General features: G+C 66.8%; 14 protein-coding genes. 9 read left to right on the top strand and 5 right to left on the bottom strand.

What is annotated here, in order from left to right:
- The first annotated feature begins 81 nt into the window (after window positions 1-81).
- Window positions 82-642 (top strand): M48 metallopeptidase family protein, encoded by a 561-nt coding sequence (locus ATK74_RS07020; RefSeq protein WP_245840802.1) that lies wholly within the window; start codon window positions 82-84, stop codon window positions 640-642.
- Here the strand turns inward: ATK74_RS07020 and ATK74_RS07015 are convergent.
- Window positions 633-1,937, bottom strand: a complete 1,305-nt coding sequence (locus ATK74_RS07015; RefSeq protein WP_169923768.1) for a zinc-dependent metalloprotease — start codon at window positions 1,935-1,937, stop codon at window positions 633-635. The genes ATK74_RS07020 and ATK74_RS07015 overlap by 10 nt on opposite strands.
- A gap of 128 nt (window positions 1,938-2,065) precedes the next feature.
- Here ATK74_RS07015 and ATK74_RS07010 point away from each other — a divergent pair, with 128 nt between their 5' ends.
- The 3 genes from ATK74_RS07010 to ATK74_RS07000 are packed head-to-tail and all read left to right on the top strand — an operon-like array spanning window position 2,066 to window position 6,601.
- Window positions 2,066-3,112: a YlbL family protein gene (locus tag ATK74_RS07010; RefSeq protein ID WP_098460364.1), complete on the top strand. Its 1,047-nt coding sequence runs from the start codon at window positions 2,066-2,068 to the stop codon at window positions 3,110-3,112.
- The gene (locus ATK74_RS07005; protein WP_245840799.1) at window positions 3,109-3,609 is read left to right on the top strand and encodes a PPA1309 family protein; all 501 of its coding nucleotides are present in this window, start codon (window positions 3,109-3,111) and stop codon (window positions 3,607-3,609) included. The genes ATK74_RS07010 and ATK74_RS07005 overlap by 4 nt, the downstream gene beginning before the upstream one ends.
- Before the next feature lie 46 nt (window positions 3,610-3,655).
- Window positions 3,656-6,601, top strand: a complete 2,946-nt coding sequence (locus tag ATK74_RS07000) for a UPF0182 family membrane protein (RefSeq protein ID WP_098460362.1) — start codon at window positions 3,656-3,658, stop codon at window positions 6,599-6,601.
- A 1-nt stretch (window position 6,602) separates the two neighbouring features.
- Here the strand turns inward: ATK74_RS07000 and ATK74_RS06995 are convergent, their stop codons facing one another.
- Window positions 6,603-7,940, bottom strand: a complete 1,338-nt coding sequence (locus ATK74_RS06995) for a M16 family metallopeptidase (protein ID WP_098460361.1) — start codon at window positions 7,938-7,940, stop codon at window positions 6,603-6,605.
- Complete coding sequence (locus ATK74_RS06990) at window positions 7,933-9,231, bottom strand: M16 family metallopeptidase (protein ID WP_098460360.1); 1,299 nt, start codon at window positions 9,229-9,231, stop codon at window positions 7,933-7,935. Before ATK74_RS06990 ends, ATK74_RS06995 begins: the two co-directional genes overlap by 8 nt.
- Before the next feature lie 88 nt (window positions 9,232-9,319).
- Between ATK74_RS06990 and ATK74_RS06985 the strand changes: the two genes are divergently transcribed.
- The gene (locus ATK74_RS06985) at window positions 9,320-9,781 is read left to right on the top strand and encodes a heme-degrading domain-containing protein (RefSeq protein ID WP_098460359.1); all 462 of its coding nucleotides are present in this window, start codon (window positions 9,320-9,322) and stop codon (window positions 9,779-9,781) included.
- A gap of 33 nt (window positions 9,782-9,814) precedes the next feature.
- Window positions 9,815-10,213, top strand: a complete 399-nt coding sequence (locus ATK74_RS06980; protein WP_098460358.1) for a NifB/NifX family molybdenum-iron cluster-binding protein — start codon at window positions 9,815-9,817, stop codon at window positions 10,211-10,213.
- Between the two features lie 120 nt (window positions 10,214-10,333).
- Here ATK74_RS06980 and ATK74_RS15150 read toward each other — a convergent pair whose 3' ends face one another.
- Window positions 10,334-11,059 carry an NPCBM/NEW2 domain-containing protein gene (locus ATK74_RS15150; RefSeq protein WP_143483587.1) on the bottom strand — a complete coding sequence of 242 codons (726 nt, stop codon included), beginning with the start codon at window positions 11,057-11,059 and terminating at the stop codon, window positions 10,334-10,336.
- Window positions 11,060-11,510: 451 nt separating this feature from the next.
- Between ATK74_RS15150 and ATK74_RS06970 the strand changes: the two genes are divergently transcribed.
- A complete protein-coding gene (locus ATK74_RS06970) occupies window positions 11,511-11,786 on the top strand; it encodes a hypothetical protein (RefSeq protein ID WP_098460356.1) in 276 nt (91 codons plus the stop codon).
- A 297-nt stretch (window positions 11,787-12,083) separates the two neighbouring features.
- On the opposite strand, the gene ATK74_RS15345 is transcribed toward ATK74_RS06970, so the two are convergent.
- A complete protein-coding gene (locus ATK74_RS15345; RefSeq protein WP_169923767.1) occupies window positions 12,084-12,224 on the bottom strand; it encodes a hypothetical protein in 141 nt (46 codons plus the stop codon).
- Between the two features lie 490 nt (window positions 12,225-12,714).
- Here ATK74_RS15345 and ATK74_RS06965 point away from each other — a divergent pair, with 490 nt between their 5' ends.
- Together ATK74_RS06965 and ATK74_RS15740 are read left to right on the top strand one after the other, a co-directional pair.
- The gene (locus tag ATK74_RS06965) at window positions 12,715-13,431 is read left to right on the top strand and encodes a hypothetical protein (protein ID WP_143483586.1); all 717 of its coding nucleotides are present in this window, start codon (window positions 12,715-12,717) and stop codon (window positions 13,429-13,431) included.
- A gap of 65 nt (window positions 13,432-13,496) precedes the next feature.
- Window positions 13,497-14,090 carry a DUF998 domain-containing protein gene (locus ATK74_RS15740; protein ID WP_425440113.1) on the top strand — a complete coding sequence of 198 codons (594 nt, stop codon included), beginning with the start codon at window positions 13,497-13,499 and terminating at the stop codon, window positions 14,088-14,090.
- Window positions 14,091-14,151: the final 61 nt, after the last annotated feature.

Below are 14,151 nucleotides of genomic sequence, written 5' to 3'. Positions count from 1 at the left end.
TGGGGGCCTCGGTAGAGAACGTAGTGCCCGCTCAGGTCGTGGTCAACTGGGCTGTCATTGCCGTGTCGTAGGGTGCGTGCTGTGACTGGTCAGGAGCCGATTGAGGTGCGTCGCAGCCGACGCCGCACCCGCACGCTCACCGTCTTCCGTGAGGGCGGACGGTTGGTCGCCGTGGTGCCGGAGCGGATCTCGGCTCGGGAGCAGAACGAACTGATTCCGCCGCTGGTGCAGCGCTTCCTGCGCCGCGAGGCGAAGAGGGGATTGCCGCAGGCTCCCGATGAGCTCAACCGGCGCGCTCTGGAGCTGTATCGCCGCTACCTGCGGCCGCTGACCGGAGAGGATCCACCCGGTTTCTCGGTGACCTGGAGCAGCCGTCAGCAGCACCGCTGGGGTTCCTGTTCGGCCTGGTCAGGCGAGATTCGGCTGTCCGCGCGGCTGCAGACCATGCCGTCGTGGGTCAGTGACTATGTGCTGCTGCACGAGCTGGCCCATCTGCACCAGCCGAACCACTCCGCCGAGTTCCATCGGCTGCTGTCCGGCTACCCGGACCGGGACCGGGCCAAGGCCTACCTGCTCGGCTACCAACACGGAGCCGGGATGGGGGAGTCCGAGACCCCGGACGCCGAGGACGACTACTCCTGATCGTCGCTCTCGTCGAGCAGCCGGGCCAGTTCCTCGTCCAGCGCGTCGCTCGGCGTGGCGGACGGCTGGAAGCCCAGCGGGTCGTCCAGGTCGGCCGCCGTGGGCACCAGATCCGGGTGTTGCCAGACAGCGTCTCGCGCCGCGCTTCCCTGCTTGGCCCGCAATGCCGCCCACAGATTGGCGGCGTCTCGGGTGCGGCGGGGCCGCAGCTCCAGCCCGAACAGGGTCTTCAGCGCCGACTCGGCCGGGCCACCGGTCGCCCTGCGGCGCCGCAAGGTCTCGGTGAGCGGTGCCGCGGCGGGCATCCGGGCTCCGGCCACCTGGGCCACCACTTCGTCCACCCAGCCCTCGATCAGGGCCAGCAGGGTCTCCAGCCGACCGAGCACCTCACGCTGGGCCTCGCTGGTCAGCGGGGCGAACAGGCTGCCGGCCAGCGCCTGACCGGCAGCTTCCAGCTCTTCGGGTGAGTTCACCGAGCCCAGTCGGCTCTCGATGGCCTGCTCCAGGGCGGCACCGTCGACGCTGATCTCCCGGGCGTAGTGATCGACCAGGGCCAGCAGCTGCGGGCCCAGCCAGCCGACCGCTCCGAAGAGTCGCTGACGCGCGGTCTCGCGGATCGCCCAGTACAGCAGCAGATCGGCTTCGGACTGCTCCAGACCTTCGCCGAAGGCGGCCAGGTTGGTCGGCAGGATCGCCACCTGCGGGCGGGCGGTCAGCGGGAGCCCGATGTCGCCCACCGAGACCACCTGTCCGGCCAGTTGGCCCAGCGCCTGGCCGACCTGGCCGGCGAACATCCCGGCCACCGAGAGGCGCAACATGTGCTCCAAGCCGGGGACCTCAGCGTCCACGAGTTCACGCAGCGCCCGGGACAGCTGGGTCACCACCGGACGCAGCAGCTCCTGCCAAGCGTCGAAGGTGTGATCCACCCAGGCCTGTCGGGTCCAGGCACTCGGTGCACTGGTCAGCCGCGGGAAGGCGATCTCCTCGTCCAGCCACAGGTCGGCCAGTCCGACTGCGTCCTTCAGCCGGGCGAGCAGAGCGGCGTCCGGCTCCAGATCCAGGCCGGACGAGCCGGCCGTGCGCTTGGCGATGTCGCGAGCGAATCCCCAGTTCATTCCGCTGGCCGGATCGGCATTGCCGAAGCCGGCCAACTGGGTCGAGAACGACGTCATCAACTGCTGCATCCGCGCCATCAGCTGGGCAGGGTCGAGCTGTCCATCAGCGCCGGGGGTGATCCCGAACTGGGCCAGGAAGCGCAGCAGCGCGTCGTCGTCCGGACTGCCCGGCTCGGTCATGTCATCTCCTCGGTGGATCGAGTCTCCATTCTCTCCCCGCCAACAAGCTTTCGCGGGCCACGAGCGGGTAGGGTTTCGAGGACGGGCCGCGGGCATCCGCCGTGGCCGGAGCATTTGCGAGGGGATTGATGACCAGGCAGACCTGGACGGCGACGCTGTCGGCGATCCTTTTCGTCCTGCTGGCCGCTGTCATCGCGCTGGTTCCGGTGCCGTACGTGACCTGGGCGCCCGGCGCCACTCACGACCTGCTCGGCCAGGTGGACGGCAAGGATGCGATCTCGATCACCGGCATACCCACCCGGCATCCCAGCGGCAAGCTGCGGCTGACCACGGTGGCGGTGACCTCGCCCGGAGGGGTGCTGAGCCTGCCGGAGGCGCTGATCTCCTACTGGCTGCCCTCGCGTGAGGTGCTGCCGCGCGACGTGGTCTACCGCCCGGGAGTCTCGGACGCCGACTTGACCTCCCAAGAAGCCGAGTTGATGACCGACTCGCAGACCACCGCGGTGGTGGCGGCCCTGCGGGCGGCCCGGGTGCCGGTCACCGAGATGCCGATGATCGCGGCCGTGCTGAACTCCGGGCCCGCGAACGGCATTCTCAAGCCCGGCGACTTGATCGAGTCGGTCGACAATCGCCATGTCGAGAGCAAGGAGAACGTCACCGAAGCCGTGCGGGATCGCAATGTCGGCGAACCGGTGACCATCACCTACTTCCGCGACGGCCAGCGCAAGCACTCCACGATCGTGACCCGGGCCACCGAGGCGGCCCCGAAGGAGCCGATCATCGGAGTCAAGCTGGCCACCGGCTACAGCTACGCGCCGAAGGTCACCTTCGCCGTCGACCAGAACATCGGCGGCTCCAGCGCCGGCCTGATGTTCTCGATCGCGATCTACTCCATGCTCAGTGATCAGGACCTGATCGCCGGGCGGGATATCGCCGGTACCGGAACGGTGGACGCCGAGGGCCGGGTCGGCGCGATCGGCGGGATCCAGGAGAAGCTGGCTGCGGCCGCTCGCGATCAGTCGAAGATCTTCTTGGCGCCGCGGGCGAACTGTGTCGATCTGGGCGCGATCCCGGACACGATCTCGGTGGTCGCGGTGGACAACCTGGGTGATGCGGTCTCGGCGCTGCAAGGCGGCGGTGTGGGGCCGACGGGAACAGTAACGGGGTGCGAGTGAACGACGCTTTGGTTGCCGCGCTGATCGAGGTGGAGCGCCATGTGGGGCGCTCCGGCTGGGACCAGCCGGCTCGGATCTTTGCCCTGGTCCCGACCAGGGAGTTCGTGGCTGCCGAGCCGTCCCTGGCTGCGCAGTTCGCTGCCGCGAACCCGGACGGATTCACCTCCATCGAGCAGGACGACTTCCACGCCGGGGACGACCTGGGTGAGACCCTGGCCCGGCTGGTCTGGCCGCCCTCGGTGAGCGGCTGCGTGCTGGCTTTGGAGCGGGCGTTCCTGCCCGCCGGATCCGAGGCCGAGCTGCCCGACGACCCGGCCCAGGCGGCTCGAGTGGTGGCCGAGCATCCCGACCGGCTCGACCTGCGAGTCGTAGTCGGTGTGACCAGGGACGGCACCCGGCATGCGGTGGCCCGGCTGCGCTCGGACGAGCAAGAGCTGCTGGAGGGTGCCGAGTTGGTCCCGGCGCTGGCTGATGCGCTATCGCATACATTGGAGTGACAACGACAGACGAGCCGGCCACCGCCGTGCCGGATGAGGAGACCAGATGAGCTCGAATGCCGTAGCCGGACTAAACAAGCGATGGTTACCGACCATCGCCATCCTGCTCGGACTGGTGATCGTGGGCTCGGTGTTCACCGAGCTGTGGACGCGCAAGCTCTGGTTCGATTCGCTGGGTATGCCGGTGGTGTTCGACGTTCAGTTGCTCACTCAGGTGTTGCTGTTCGTGACCTTCTTCGCCCTGATGGCGCTGGTGGTCGGGCTGAACATGTGGCTGGCCTTCCGGGCTCGTCCGCTGGCTCGCCGGACCGGTCAGAGCGCCATCCTTGATCGCTACCGGGATCTGTTCGAACTGAACCCCTGGCTCAGCATCGGGGTGCCGGCGGTCGCCATGGGAGTGATCGCGGGTCTGTCCGCGTCCGGCGACCCGCTGGTCTGGCTGGCCTGGTGGAATCGGACGCCGTTCGGCAACGCCGATCCCTACTTCGGGCTGGACGCCAGCTTCTACGTCTTCGACTACCCGGTCTACACCCAGCTGCTCGCCTTCGGAATGGGTGCCGTCTTCTTCGGCGCGATCGCGGCCTTGCTGGTGCACTTCGCGGTCGGTGGCATCGTCACCGGACGCGGCCGTACCCGCGGCGTGGACGGACGCGCCGCCCGGCTGCACCTGTCGATCCTGGCCGGCATCCTGCTGGCCCTGTACGGCGTGCAGCAGCTGCTGGATCGCTACGGGATGCTGGTGTCCCAGGGCAGCCTGTTCACCGGCATGCAGTACACCGACGATCATGCCCGGCTGACCGCCAAACTGGTGATCGCCATCATCGCCTTCATCTGCGCCGGGCTGTTCTTCGCCAACGGCTTCCTGAAGCGATGGACGCTGCCGATGGTCGGCCTGATCCTGATGCTGGCGTCGGGCTTGATCCTTGGCCTGATCTACCCGGCCATCGTCCAGTCGTTCACGGTCAAGCCGAACGAGCCGGACAAGGAGAGCACCTACATCCAGGCGAACATCGACGCCACCCGGAAGGCCTTCGACATCGCCGACGCCAAGGTCACCGACTATGCGGCCGTGGTGAAGGTGAGCCCCGGCCAGCTGAAGGAGGATGCCGAGGCGCTGCCCGGGATCCGGCTGATCGACCCGGCCGTGGTCTCGTCCTCCTTCGATCAGCTTCAGCAGGTCAAGGGCTACTACAGCTTCCCGGACGCCCTCGACGTCGACCGCTACCAGCTCGACGGTCGCGAGACCGATGTGGTGGTCGCGGCCCGCGAACTCGACTTGAGCCGGGTCGACCAGAACTGGAACAACCTCCACACCGTCTACACCCACGGCAACGGGCTGGTGGCCGCCTACGGCAACCGGCGCAGTGCCGGCGGTGACCCGGTCTGGATCGAGCACGATCTGCCCTCGACCGGCCAGCTGGGTGATTACGAAGGCCGGATCTACTTCGGTGAGGAGAGCCACAACTTCGCGATCGTCGGACGCGAGCCCGGCCAGGCGCCGATCGAGCTGGACACCCCGGCCGGCGGCGCGAACGGGTCGGAGGCCTACAACACCTACACCGGAACCGGAGGGGTGCCGATCGGCAACTTCTTCACCCGGATGCTGTACGCGGCCAAGTTCGCCGACCTGAACATCATCCTGTCCGACCGAGTTGGTTCGGCGTCTAGGATCCTTTACGACCGCACTCCCAAACAGCGGGTGGCCGAGGTGGCCCCGTGGCTGACTCTGGATTCGAACATCTACCCTGCCGTGGTGTCGGGACGGCTGGTCTGGATCGTCGACGGCTACACCACCAGTGCCACCTACCCGAACAGCCAGCTGGAGTCGTTGCGGGATTCGACCACCGACGCGTCCTCTGCGCTCACCGGGCGCCAGGTGGACGAGCAGGTCAACTACCTGCGCAACTCGGTCAAGGCGGTCGTGGACGCCAGTGACGGCAGCGTCTCGCTGTACGCCTGGAACGAGGCCGATCCGATCCTGCAGACCTACATGAAGGCCTTCCCGGGCACGGTGCAGCCGCGCAGCGCGATCAGCGCCGACCTGCTGATGCACCTGCGTTACCCGGAGGACCTGTTCAAGGTGCAGCGCCAGGTGTTGGCCCGCTACCACATGACCAACCCGGCATCCTGGTTCCAGGGTTCCGACCTGTGGCAGGTGCCGGCAGATCCGGCGCAGTCGGGTGGGTCGACCGGCAACGGGCAGAGCTCCCCGGCCTCCACTGGGGTGGCTGAGCCGCCGTACTACCTGTCGATCAAGTGGCCCAACGACACCTCGGCGGTGTTCAGCCAGACCGCGGTGTTCGTCCCGTATGCCCGCTCGAACCTGAGCGCCTACCTGTCGGTGATCTCCGAGGCGACCAGCCCCGACTACGGCAAGATGCGAGTGCTGCGGATGTCCGGCACCGTCCAGGTGGACGGCCCTGGCCAGACCTTCAACGCCATGACCAACGACCCGCGCTTCGCCGAACTGCTGCGCTCCTACCTGAACCAGGGTTCGGCCGAGGCCAAGTACGGCAACCTGCTGACCCTGCCAATGGGTAGCGGCCTGCTGTACGTGATGCCGATCTACACCACCCGTACCGGCAGCGTCGGTTCGTACCCGGTGCTGCGCTTCGTTGCGGCTCGTTTCGGCGACCAGGTCGGGATCGGGGAGACCCTGCAGGAGGCGCTGGACAAGGTCTTCGCCGGGGACGCCGGTGCCAACACCGGCGAGCAGCCGACCACCGATCCGACCACGTCGCCGACGACATCGCCGACCACGGGTCCGACCTCAAGTCCGACGGGGACGCCGTCTGCGCAGCCAACGTCCACTCCGACCGGCGGCGGTCCGGTGGACCAGGCCGGTGCGCAGGCTGCCATGCAGCGAGCCGACACGGCCTTCCAGGCCGCGGAGACCGCGCTGAAGTCCGGCGACCTGGCCGAGTATCAGCGCCAAGTCGAGTTGGCCAAGAAGGCTGTCGAAGAGGCGCTGGTCAAGCTCGGCAAGAAATAGCTCAGGCCTTCACGCTGACCGGCCAGCCGGCCTCCACCAGGGGCTGGTGCAGCCGGTCGGCGTCGCCGACCACGACCAGGGTCAGCTGATCGGGCGGGAGCAGCTCGGCCAGCGCTGCGGTGGCCGACTCGGGCGTGACCTGGGTGATGGCGTACGCGTTGGCGTTGACGAAGTCCACCGACACCCCGGCCGCGGTCAGTTGGGCGATCCGCTCGGTGACCGCCTGGGCCGTGGAGTAGCGCAGCGGGGCCACCCCGTTGGTGAAGCTCACCGCATCCTGCACTTCGGCCACGGTGATCGGCGCCGACACCACGTCCAGCTGCCGCCGGGCCAGGTCGAGAGCCTCGGGCAGCACCTCTGTGCGGAACGAGCCCTGGACGGAGATCAGGCCACCGTCGCGCAGGGGAGTGTTCACCAGGTGCACGCCATAGGTGAAGCCCTTCTCCTCGCGTAGCACCTTGTTCAGCCGGCTCAGGAAGGCGCCGCCCAGCGCGTGGGTGCCGACCTGGATGTCGGCCCAGCGGGGATCGCTGCGGTCGATGCCGAAGCCGCCCAGCCGCAGATCGGCCTGCACCGAGCCGGGTCGGTCGACCAGCCACAAGTGCGGACGACGCGGCGCCGGAGTCTGGTGCAGGAAGGCCGGTCCGGGCTCGGGCAGCCAGTCGCCGAAGGCGTCGGCGGCCAGAGCCGGCAGGTCGCGTCCGAAAGCACCGGAGATGACCAGCGTGGCGCCCTCGGGACGGTAGTGGCGGGCGTGGAACTCGACAACGTCGGACGGCTCGATGGCCGCCACCTGCTCGCGGTCGCCGCCCGGAGCCTCGGCAGCGCGGAAGCGGCGCTGGATGCAGGCGGCCCGGAACGACAGGTTCGCCCGATGTGCCGAGTTGGACTCGGCCTGCTCGATCTCGGCCAGCCGGAGCTGCTGATGGCGCCGGACGTCGGTGGGATCCAGCAGCGGCTCGCGCACGGCCTCAGCCAGCAGGGCCAGGCCTTCGTCCAGCCGGGCCACCGGGACGTCCAGGTAGAACTCGGTGGCCGAGAAGCCGGCCGCACCGGACAGTTCCGCCCCGATGTCCTCCAACGCCTCACTGAAGGCGGGGCCGGGGTGAGAGACGGTGCCCTCGTCGACGCAGCGCTGGGTGATGGTGGCCACCCCGTGGCGTCCGGACGGTTCCAGGCTCAGCGGACTGTCCAGCAGCAGGGCCACCGAAGCGATGTACTGACCTTCGCGGTGAGCCAGCAGCAGCTGCATCCCGTTGTCCAGCCACAGCCGGTCCGGCTCGCGGAACTGCCAGCGCATCGGGGGCTTCACTTCGGGGCGACGCTCGGGCCTACGCATCGGCCACCTCCGGTCGGTAGTTGAGTTGGGCCCGCTGTTCGGGTCGCAGATACTGCGCGCAGGCCTTGGTGACGTCGGTGCAGCCGAGCGACTCGATCTCGGACAGCCGCCAGTTGATCCGTTCCGGGTCGCCGTGCAGCAGGGTGTAGCTGCTGATCAGGTCGGCGCGGGAGTCGAAGCGGGCCAGTTCGGTGAGCCACTCGCGCTGGTACTGCGCCTTGACCCGGTCGAGTTCGGCCGGCGTGGGGCCGTCCTCGGCCATCCGCTGGAGTTCCTCGGCGAGGGCGTTCAGGGCCGGCTCCGGGTCGGTGCCGGGCAGCGCGCGCAGGCTGATCACGGCCATCGAGTTGCCGCCGACCAGGGGCAGCATGGACGCGTGGACGGCGGCAGCCAACTGCTCGTCGCGGACCAGCCGGCGGTGCAGGCGGGCGGTCTGACCGCTGCCCAGGATGGCCAACCCGAGCTCGGCGGCGTCAGCCTCGGCGGTGTCGCGGACGGGCAGTCGCCAGCCCAGGTAGCTCGCCGGTGCCGGGACGTCCACGTTCAGCGTGCGCTGGGGGAGCCCGTCGATCGGGCCCAGGGCCTTCGCAGGCTGCCGGGGCTTGGGGTTCCAGGACGGGAGACCGCCGAAGAAGCGATCGGCCTTCCGGAAGCCCTCCCGTGGAGTGAGGTCGCCGACCAAGGTGAGGACGGCGTTGTCGGGGCGGTAGTGCCGAGCGAAGAAGGCGGCGGCCTGCTCGGCCGTGGCCCGGTCCAGATCGTCCATCGAGCCGATGGTGGTGTGGCCGTAGGGGTGGTCGGCGCCGAAGATCAGCTCGACCAGGTTGGTCATGGCCTCGCCATAAGGGACGTTGTCGTAGCGCTGCCGCTTCTCTTCCTTGACCACCTCGCGCTGGGTGTCCACCTTGGCCTGGTCGAGGTGCTCGGCCAGCGTGCCCAGCCGGTCGGCCTCCATCCACAGCGCCAGGTCGAGCGCGCCCACCGGAAGGGTCTCGAAGTAGTTCGTCCGATCGAACCAGGTGGTGGCGTTCACCGAGCCGCCCAGAGCCTGCAGGGAGTTCAGATGCTCGCCGTTGCCGACCTGAGCCGAACCGGAGAACATCAGGTGCTCGAACAGGTGCGCCCAGCCGAACTCACCGGGCCGCTCGTCCCGGGAGCCGACGTCGTACCACAGGTTCACCGCCACCATCGGGACGCTGTGATCAGGGCTGACCACCACTCGCAGGCCGTTGTGGAGTCGGCGCTGATGGATCGGATAGCTCAGGTTGTCAGCAGCTGGCACATGGTCCATCTCATCACAATCAGCAAGCCACGCCCTGCCGCGGTCGCCTCGGCGGGGCCTAGATTGGTGCCGCCACTTGGTGAGAAAGGGACTCGACGTGTCTGAACTGGCTGATCAACTGCGTGCCGAGGACGCTGAGCTACGCTTCGCGGACTTCACCTTGGCGGACGCCTGGGAGCTCGGCTCGCAGCTGCGGGCCGCTGCGGTAGCGCAGAACCTGCCGATCGCGATCGGCATTCAGCTGGGTCAGCAGCGGGTCTTCCACACCGCTCTGCCCGGCAGCAGCGCCGACAACGACAACTGGCTGGCCAACAAGACCCGGGTGGCCCTGCACTTCGGCCAGGCGTCCCTGGCCGTGGGGGAGCAGTTCCGGGAGCGTGGCCGCGACTTCGACACCGGCTCCCGGCTGGATCCGCGCCTGTACGCCGCCCACGGCGGAGTGGTGCCGCTGAAGCTGGTGAGTGGCACCGTGATCGGTGCCGTCGGGGTCTCCGGACTGCCGCAGCTCGACGATCACGCCTTCGTCGTGGCGCAGCTGCGGGTCTTCCTGGCCAGGTAGCCTGGGCGCTGCACATACCCAGAGGAGTACCCGATGAAGATCTTCACCCCTGTCACCGCGGACGGTCAGTCCGGCTCCCACTTCGGACGTGCCCACTGGGCTGCCGTGGCCGAGGTCGCTGACGGTGTGATCAGCGACTGGCAGGTGCACGAGATCGCTTGGGATGTCGCCCACGACCAGGGCACTCACGGTGCTCATCACGCCCGGGTGGCGCGCTTCTTCAAGGAGCAGGGGATCGAGGCAGTGGTGGCCTCGGAGATGGGGCCGGGCATGGTCCGGATGCTCACCACCATGGGTCTGCCGATCCTGCCCGCTTCGCCCGGCGATGCGCAGGCGTCCGTCCTTGCCGGGATCGAGGCCGGCCCGATCACCGTCGCCGCTCCCGACCCGCGCGAACTCACCTTGAAGGCCAAGCCCGTCGAAGGCTGCTAGTTGGCCTACTCGCGCAGGATGTGCAGAGGTGGGTGGGCGGACGGGCCCCGTCGCGACCTTAGTGGACATCCCACGGGGCGGGCTCGATAGACGGACCGCCAGATGCTGCGGACGCGCTGATCAGGTGTCGAGGCTGCCTGGTTCACATACGATCACGGCGTCACCCCAGACCACTTTGACGCCTTGAGGCACCGGCGAACCCGACACATACGCAGCCAGCTCGAACTGCGCGACACCATCCAACGGCACCGAGACCAACTGTCGCTGCCCAAGCGACGTAGTAGCGAGTTCCTCCGCCGGACCTCCATCCCGACTTATGGTGAAAGTCACCTGACCTGCCCCCGAAGAGTCATCCAGGCCGACTGTCGCATCGAGCGCCGAACAGCTGTTGACCGAGTTCCACACCGCGCGGCTTCGGCGTCCATCGCCAGCAACACCCATTAGGTAGCTTCGGGGAAAGACCGAACCCCCAATATGGCCGGGGCCGGGCGCAAAGCCTGTGCATCCCCCGGTGCATGAGCCAACTCGGCCTTCTTTCTCCTCTTCGATCCGGCGGAGATTGACGAGGTAATACCGACCGCTCGGTTGTTCAATGCTGGTTGCAGCCTGGGTCGGTTCATCCTCCGGAGGGCCATCCGTATCCTCGACGGGTGCGGAGTTCTCGACCGGGCTACTTGACGGCACCGGCTCAGGCTCCTCCGCAGGTGTGCTGGGCGCAGGAGAGCCGCGATTCCCTGCTTGCGGCGGAATGGCGGGTGAATCGACCTGAGGAAGGGCAGAGCCGCCTGTTGAGGCATATGTCTGCCCGATCGCCTGAACAAGCACCGCAACCACAATTGCGAACACGACTCCGCCACCCACAGCAACGCCCTTGCTGACGCGTGCTGACGCCACTGAGACTAGAAGTCCGAGGACCGCGCCTGCGGCCCCTGCCACCAAGAACCACCAGAATGCCACGGGTGAAGTGAAGCAGAAATCTAGACGAGACGGGGGCAAGTATCGGCAGACGTTCCGACCGCCGGTGCCTTTCGACGGATCTGGTCTTCGGGTGAGGTTGCGGCTTTGACCGGTGAACGAGAGCCAACAGCCTTAGTCGTCGCACGGACGGCCCGCGAGCATGGAAAGCGCCGATTACGTGCCGCGTGCGCAACTGGCGGCCACTAATCCTGCGCCTCGCGGACAAGTGTCCTCGTGTGTTCCTACGTGACTAATGTGCCCCCAACTGCGCCCACACGACTCCGACGTCAGATCGTGAGTTCGCTGAGAACTCGCATCAAAGGCTTGGTAGCCTCTGAAGATGAGTGGCTCAACCGACGCGCAGTCCCGCCTTGAGGCAATACTCCTAGAGTTCGCAGGAGAGGTTCATCCCACCTGGCTGAAGGCCCAAAGCCTGGATGAGTATCTGAACTCGGGACCGTGGATGCACTCCGGCGAACACAGGAACGACGAGGTGCAGTCGCTCCTCAAGGAGGATCCACTCCTTGCCGCCATGCATCCTTCGCCGTACGTCGAGCACTTGGGGCCTGCGCATCGCCGGGTGAGGCGGGCAGAATCGGCAGACCCATCGTGGTGAGCATCCGGACCGTGCCCGGACCCATCTCCGAGGCCACCACTGCCATCGAGATACTCAGGGAGTTGGTCGAGCATTACCCTGACTTGATAGCGCTTAAAGCTGCGCCCGAGCGAAGTAAAGCCTTGCTGCTCACGGGAGACGCCTGCCGGAGACCTTAGCGGTCAAGATCCCACAGGGCTTCTTTGGATCCTGGGTCAACCCGGTGTTTGCGTTCTCTCGTCGACCTGGGATGCGACGACCTTGCGAGCTTCACGGCGCGACGTGCACGCAGAGGCACGATGGTCTGGCTGGTGACGATTACGCGGCTGGCAGGTCGAGGCGAGCGATCGAGCGAAGGATGCCGGCGGGGTGTTCGGCCTCGTGCCAGATGAACACGGGCTCGTCCGGCCGATCCAGGAACTCACCGACTGATGCGGCGTCGTCCACGACCGAGCCCATGTCTAGCTCAGGTGTGGCGTACGCAGCAGTGGCGGCGCTCAGCGGGACGTTCCAGTAGAAGTCAGTCCTTGAGGTGCACGATCGCACCGAGCTGCTCTTCTATCGCGTCGAGGAGCCGGGTCATCGCGGCCCGCAGGTCGCTCACTCGAAGGTTAGTCGTCGGCATGCCGCAACCATGACACGGACTCTGCGTGGGCGCACAGGGCGCCACTCCATGAGTCCCGACCACAGGCGTCGGGCTGGAAGGGCGTGGCTTCATAGGCCCGCCAGAGAGCAGGCAGTTACCCGTGCTCAGTGGGCTGCGGTGGCTGAGGTTGCCGATGGTGTGATCAGTGACTGGCAGGTGCATGAGATCGCTTGGGATGTCGCCCATGACCAGGGGACGCATGGTGCTCATCACGCTGATGCAGATGAGTCTGCTCCACCGTCTTGCCGGGAACCTATGCTGGCTCGCGGAGTGTCCCTAAGCTGTGCGCAAGGGGGAGTATCCATGTCGGAGACGCCGAAGGCCCAGGATCCAGATCGGCTCATGCTTGAGTTGGGTGGAGCTGAGGTGTTGAACCTTGAGAACGAGGTTCGAACACTTGAGCGGCACTCTCGAAACGTGCTGGGCGCGGGCTTCGCCGCCGCCACCGTCTCGCTTGCGTTTGCCTCACAGATGTCTCTCGAGGTCGGCTTCGTGCTCCTAACCCTGCTTTGGGGCTTGGCAATCGCGTGGCAGTTCAACTTGGCGGCTGAGGCCGCCGCGGTAGCGGAGGCGAGAGACTGTCTGGCCAGTAAGGTCAACGAGAAGCTCGACTTCCAGATCTACCAGAAGGAGCTAGTAGGCAACGTCGGCAGGGGTTCATTCGGCACCTGGATTGCATCAAGCCTGATCGCTTTCCTGTTTATTGGGAGTCAGGTCGCCGCTTACGTCAACATAGGCCACCCTTTCACCTTCGTCGACAACAACAACTCTCCAGTCAGCCACCTCCGGCGCGATGTTGCATTGTGGATTCAAATCCCTTCCACCATCCTGGCCACATTTGCCGCCCTCTGGACCTGGCTGGAGGTGTTCAGGTATAGATACCGCGCGCGACTGGATCTTCCGTATCGTGACAACGAGGTGCCCGACTGGGCGAAGACCCTGTTCCGGTGGCGCAAGGAGGGTGGCCAACGCAAGGCAGGCGAGTCCGCGAGTCTCGCGGATGCCGATCCCCAGCATTGAGTGGCCCTGTGAACACTCGATTCGTAGACCGTGTGCTCCTTGGGTGTGGCATCGTCGCACCCTGGATGATGGTTGGCAGCCTCTCGCTGATGACCTGGCGCCAGCGTGAGTTCCTAAGCGGGCTGGGTTGGTCGCCAACCCACCGCAACCCGATCCAGTGGCCAAGCATCCTGCTCTTGGGCCCGGACGGTTGGATTGTGGGACTCACCTTCGTGACCTGCGGGTTGCTCGTCATCCTGTTCAGTGCTTTCGTCTTCAGGTCTGACCGGGGACGCTTGATCCGAGCGGCCTCCATCATGCTCGGCGCCACTGGCGTGGTTCTCACTCTGCTAGCGATCCCCCCGGTACCCCGGGCTGCCGTGCAATGGGCATCCCTTCACGACCTCATCTACCCACTCTTGCCTCTCGCATGGATCGCTAGCGCAGTGCTGCTAAGCCTCGGGATCGGGTCCAACGAAACATGGCGGACCGTCCGGAACGTCTCGGTAGCGTTGTTGGTGATGTTCTTGTTTTCTCTCCTTCTCACGGGTGTTCCCCAAATCGCTCAACTTGCCCGAAACTTCGCCTTCGGGGCTCAGCTTGCCTGGCTTAGCCTCCTTTCGATTGCGTTCGCGGCCCGGGCTAGCTCAGACACACCGAGTGGGCTCTCCCGTCGCTAGGTGACCTGAACGGGGGCTCAGTCCGTGGGGGCAAGCGTTGCCCTGCCGCGGTGCCTGGCGT

It is taken from the genome of Propionicimonas paludicola, assembly GCF_002563675.1.
Taxonomy (GTDB): domain Bacteria; phylum Actinomycetota; class Actinomycetes; order Propionibacteriales; family Propionibacteriaceae; genus Propionicimonas; species Propionicimonas paludicola.
The sequence above is the reverse complement of the archived record's forward strand: the minus strand, read 5'-3'. Positions and strand labels throughout refer to the sequence as shown.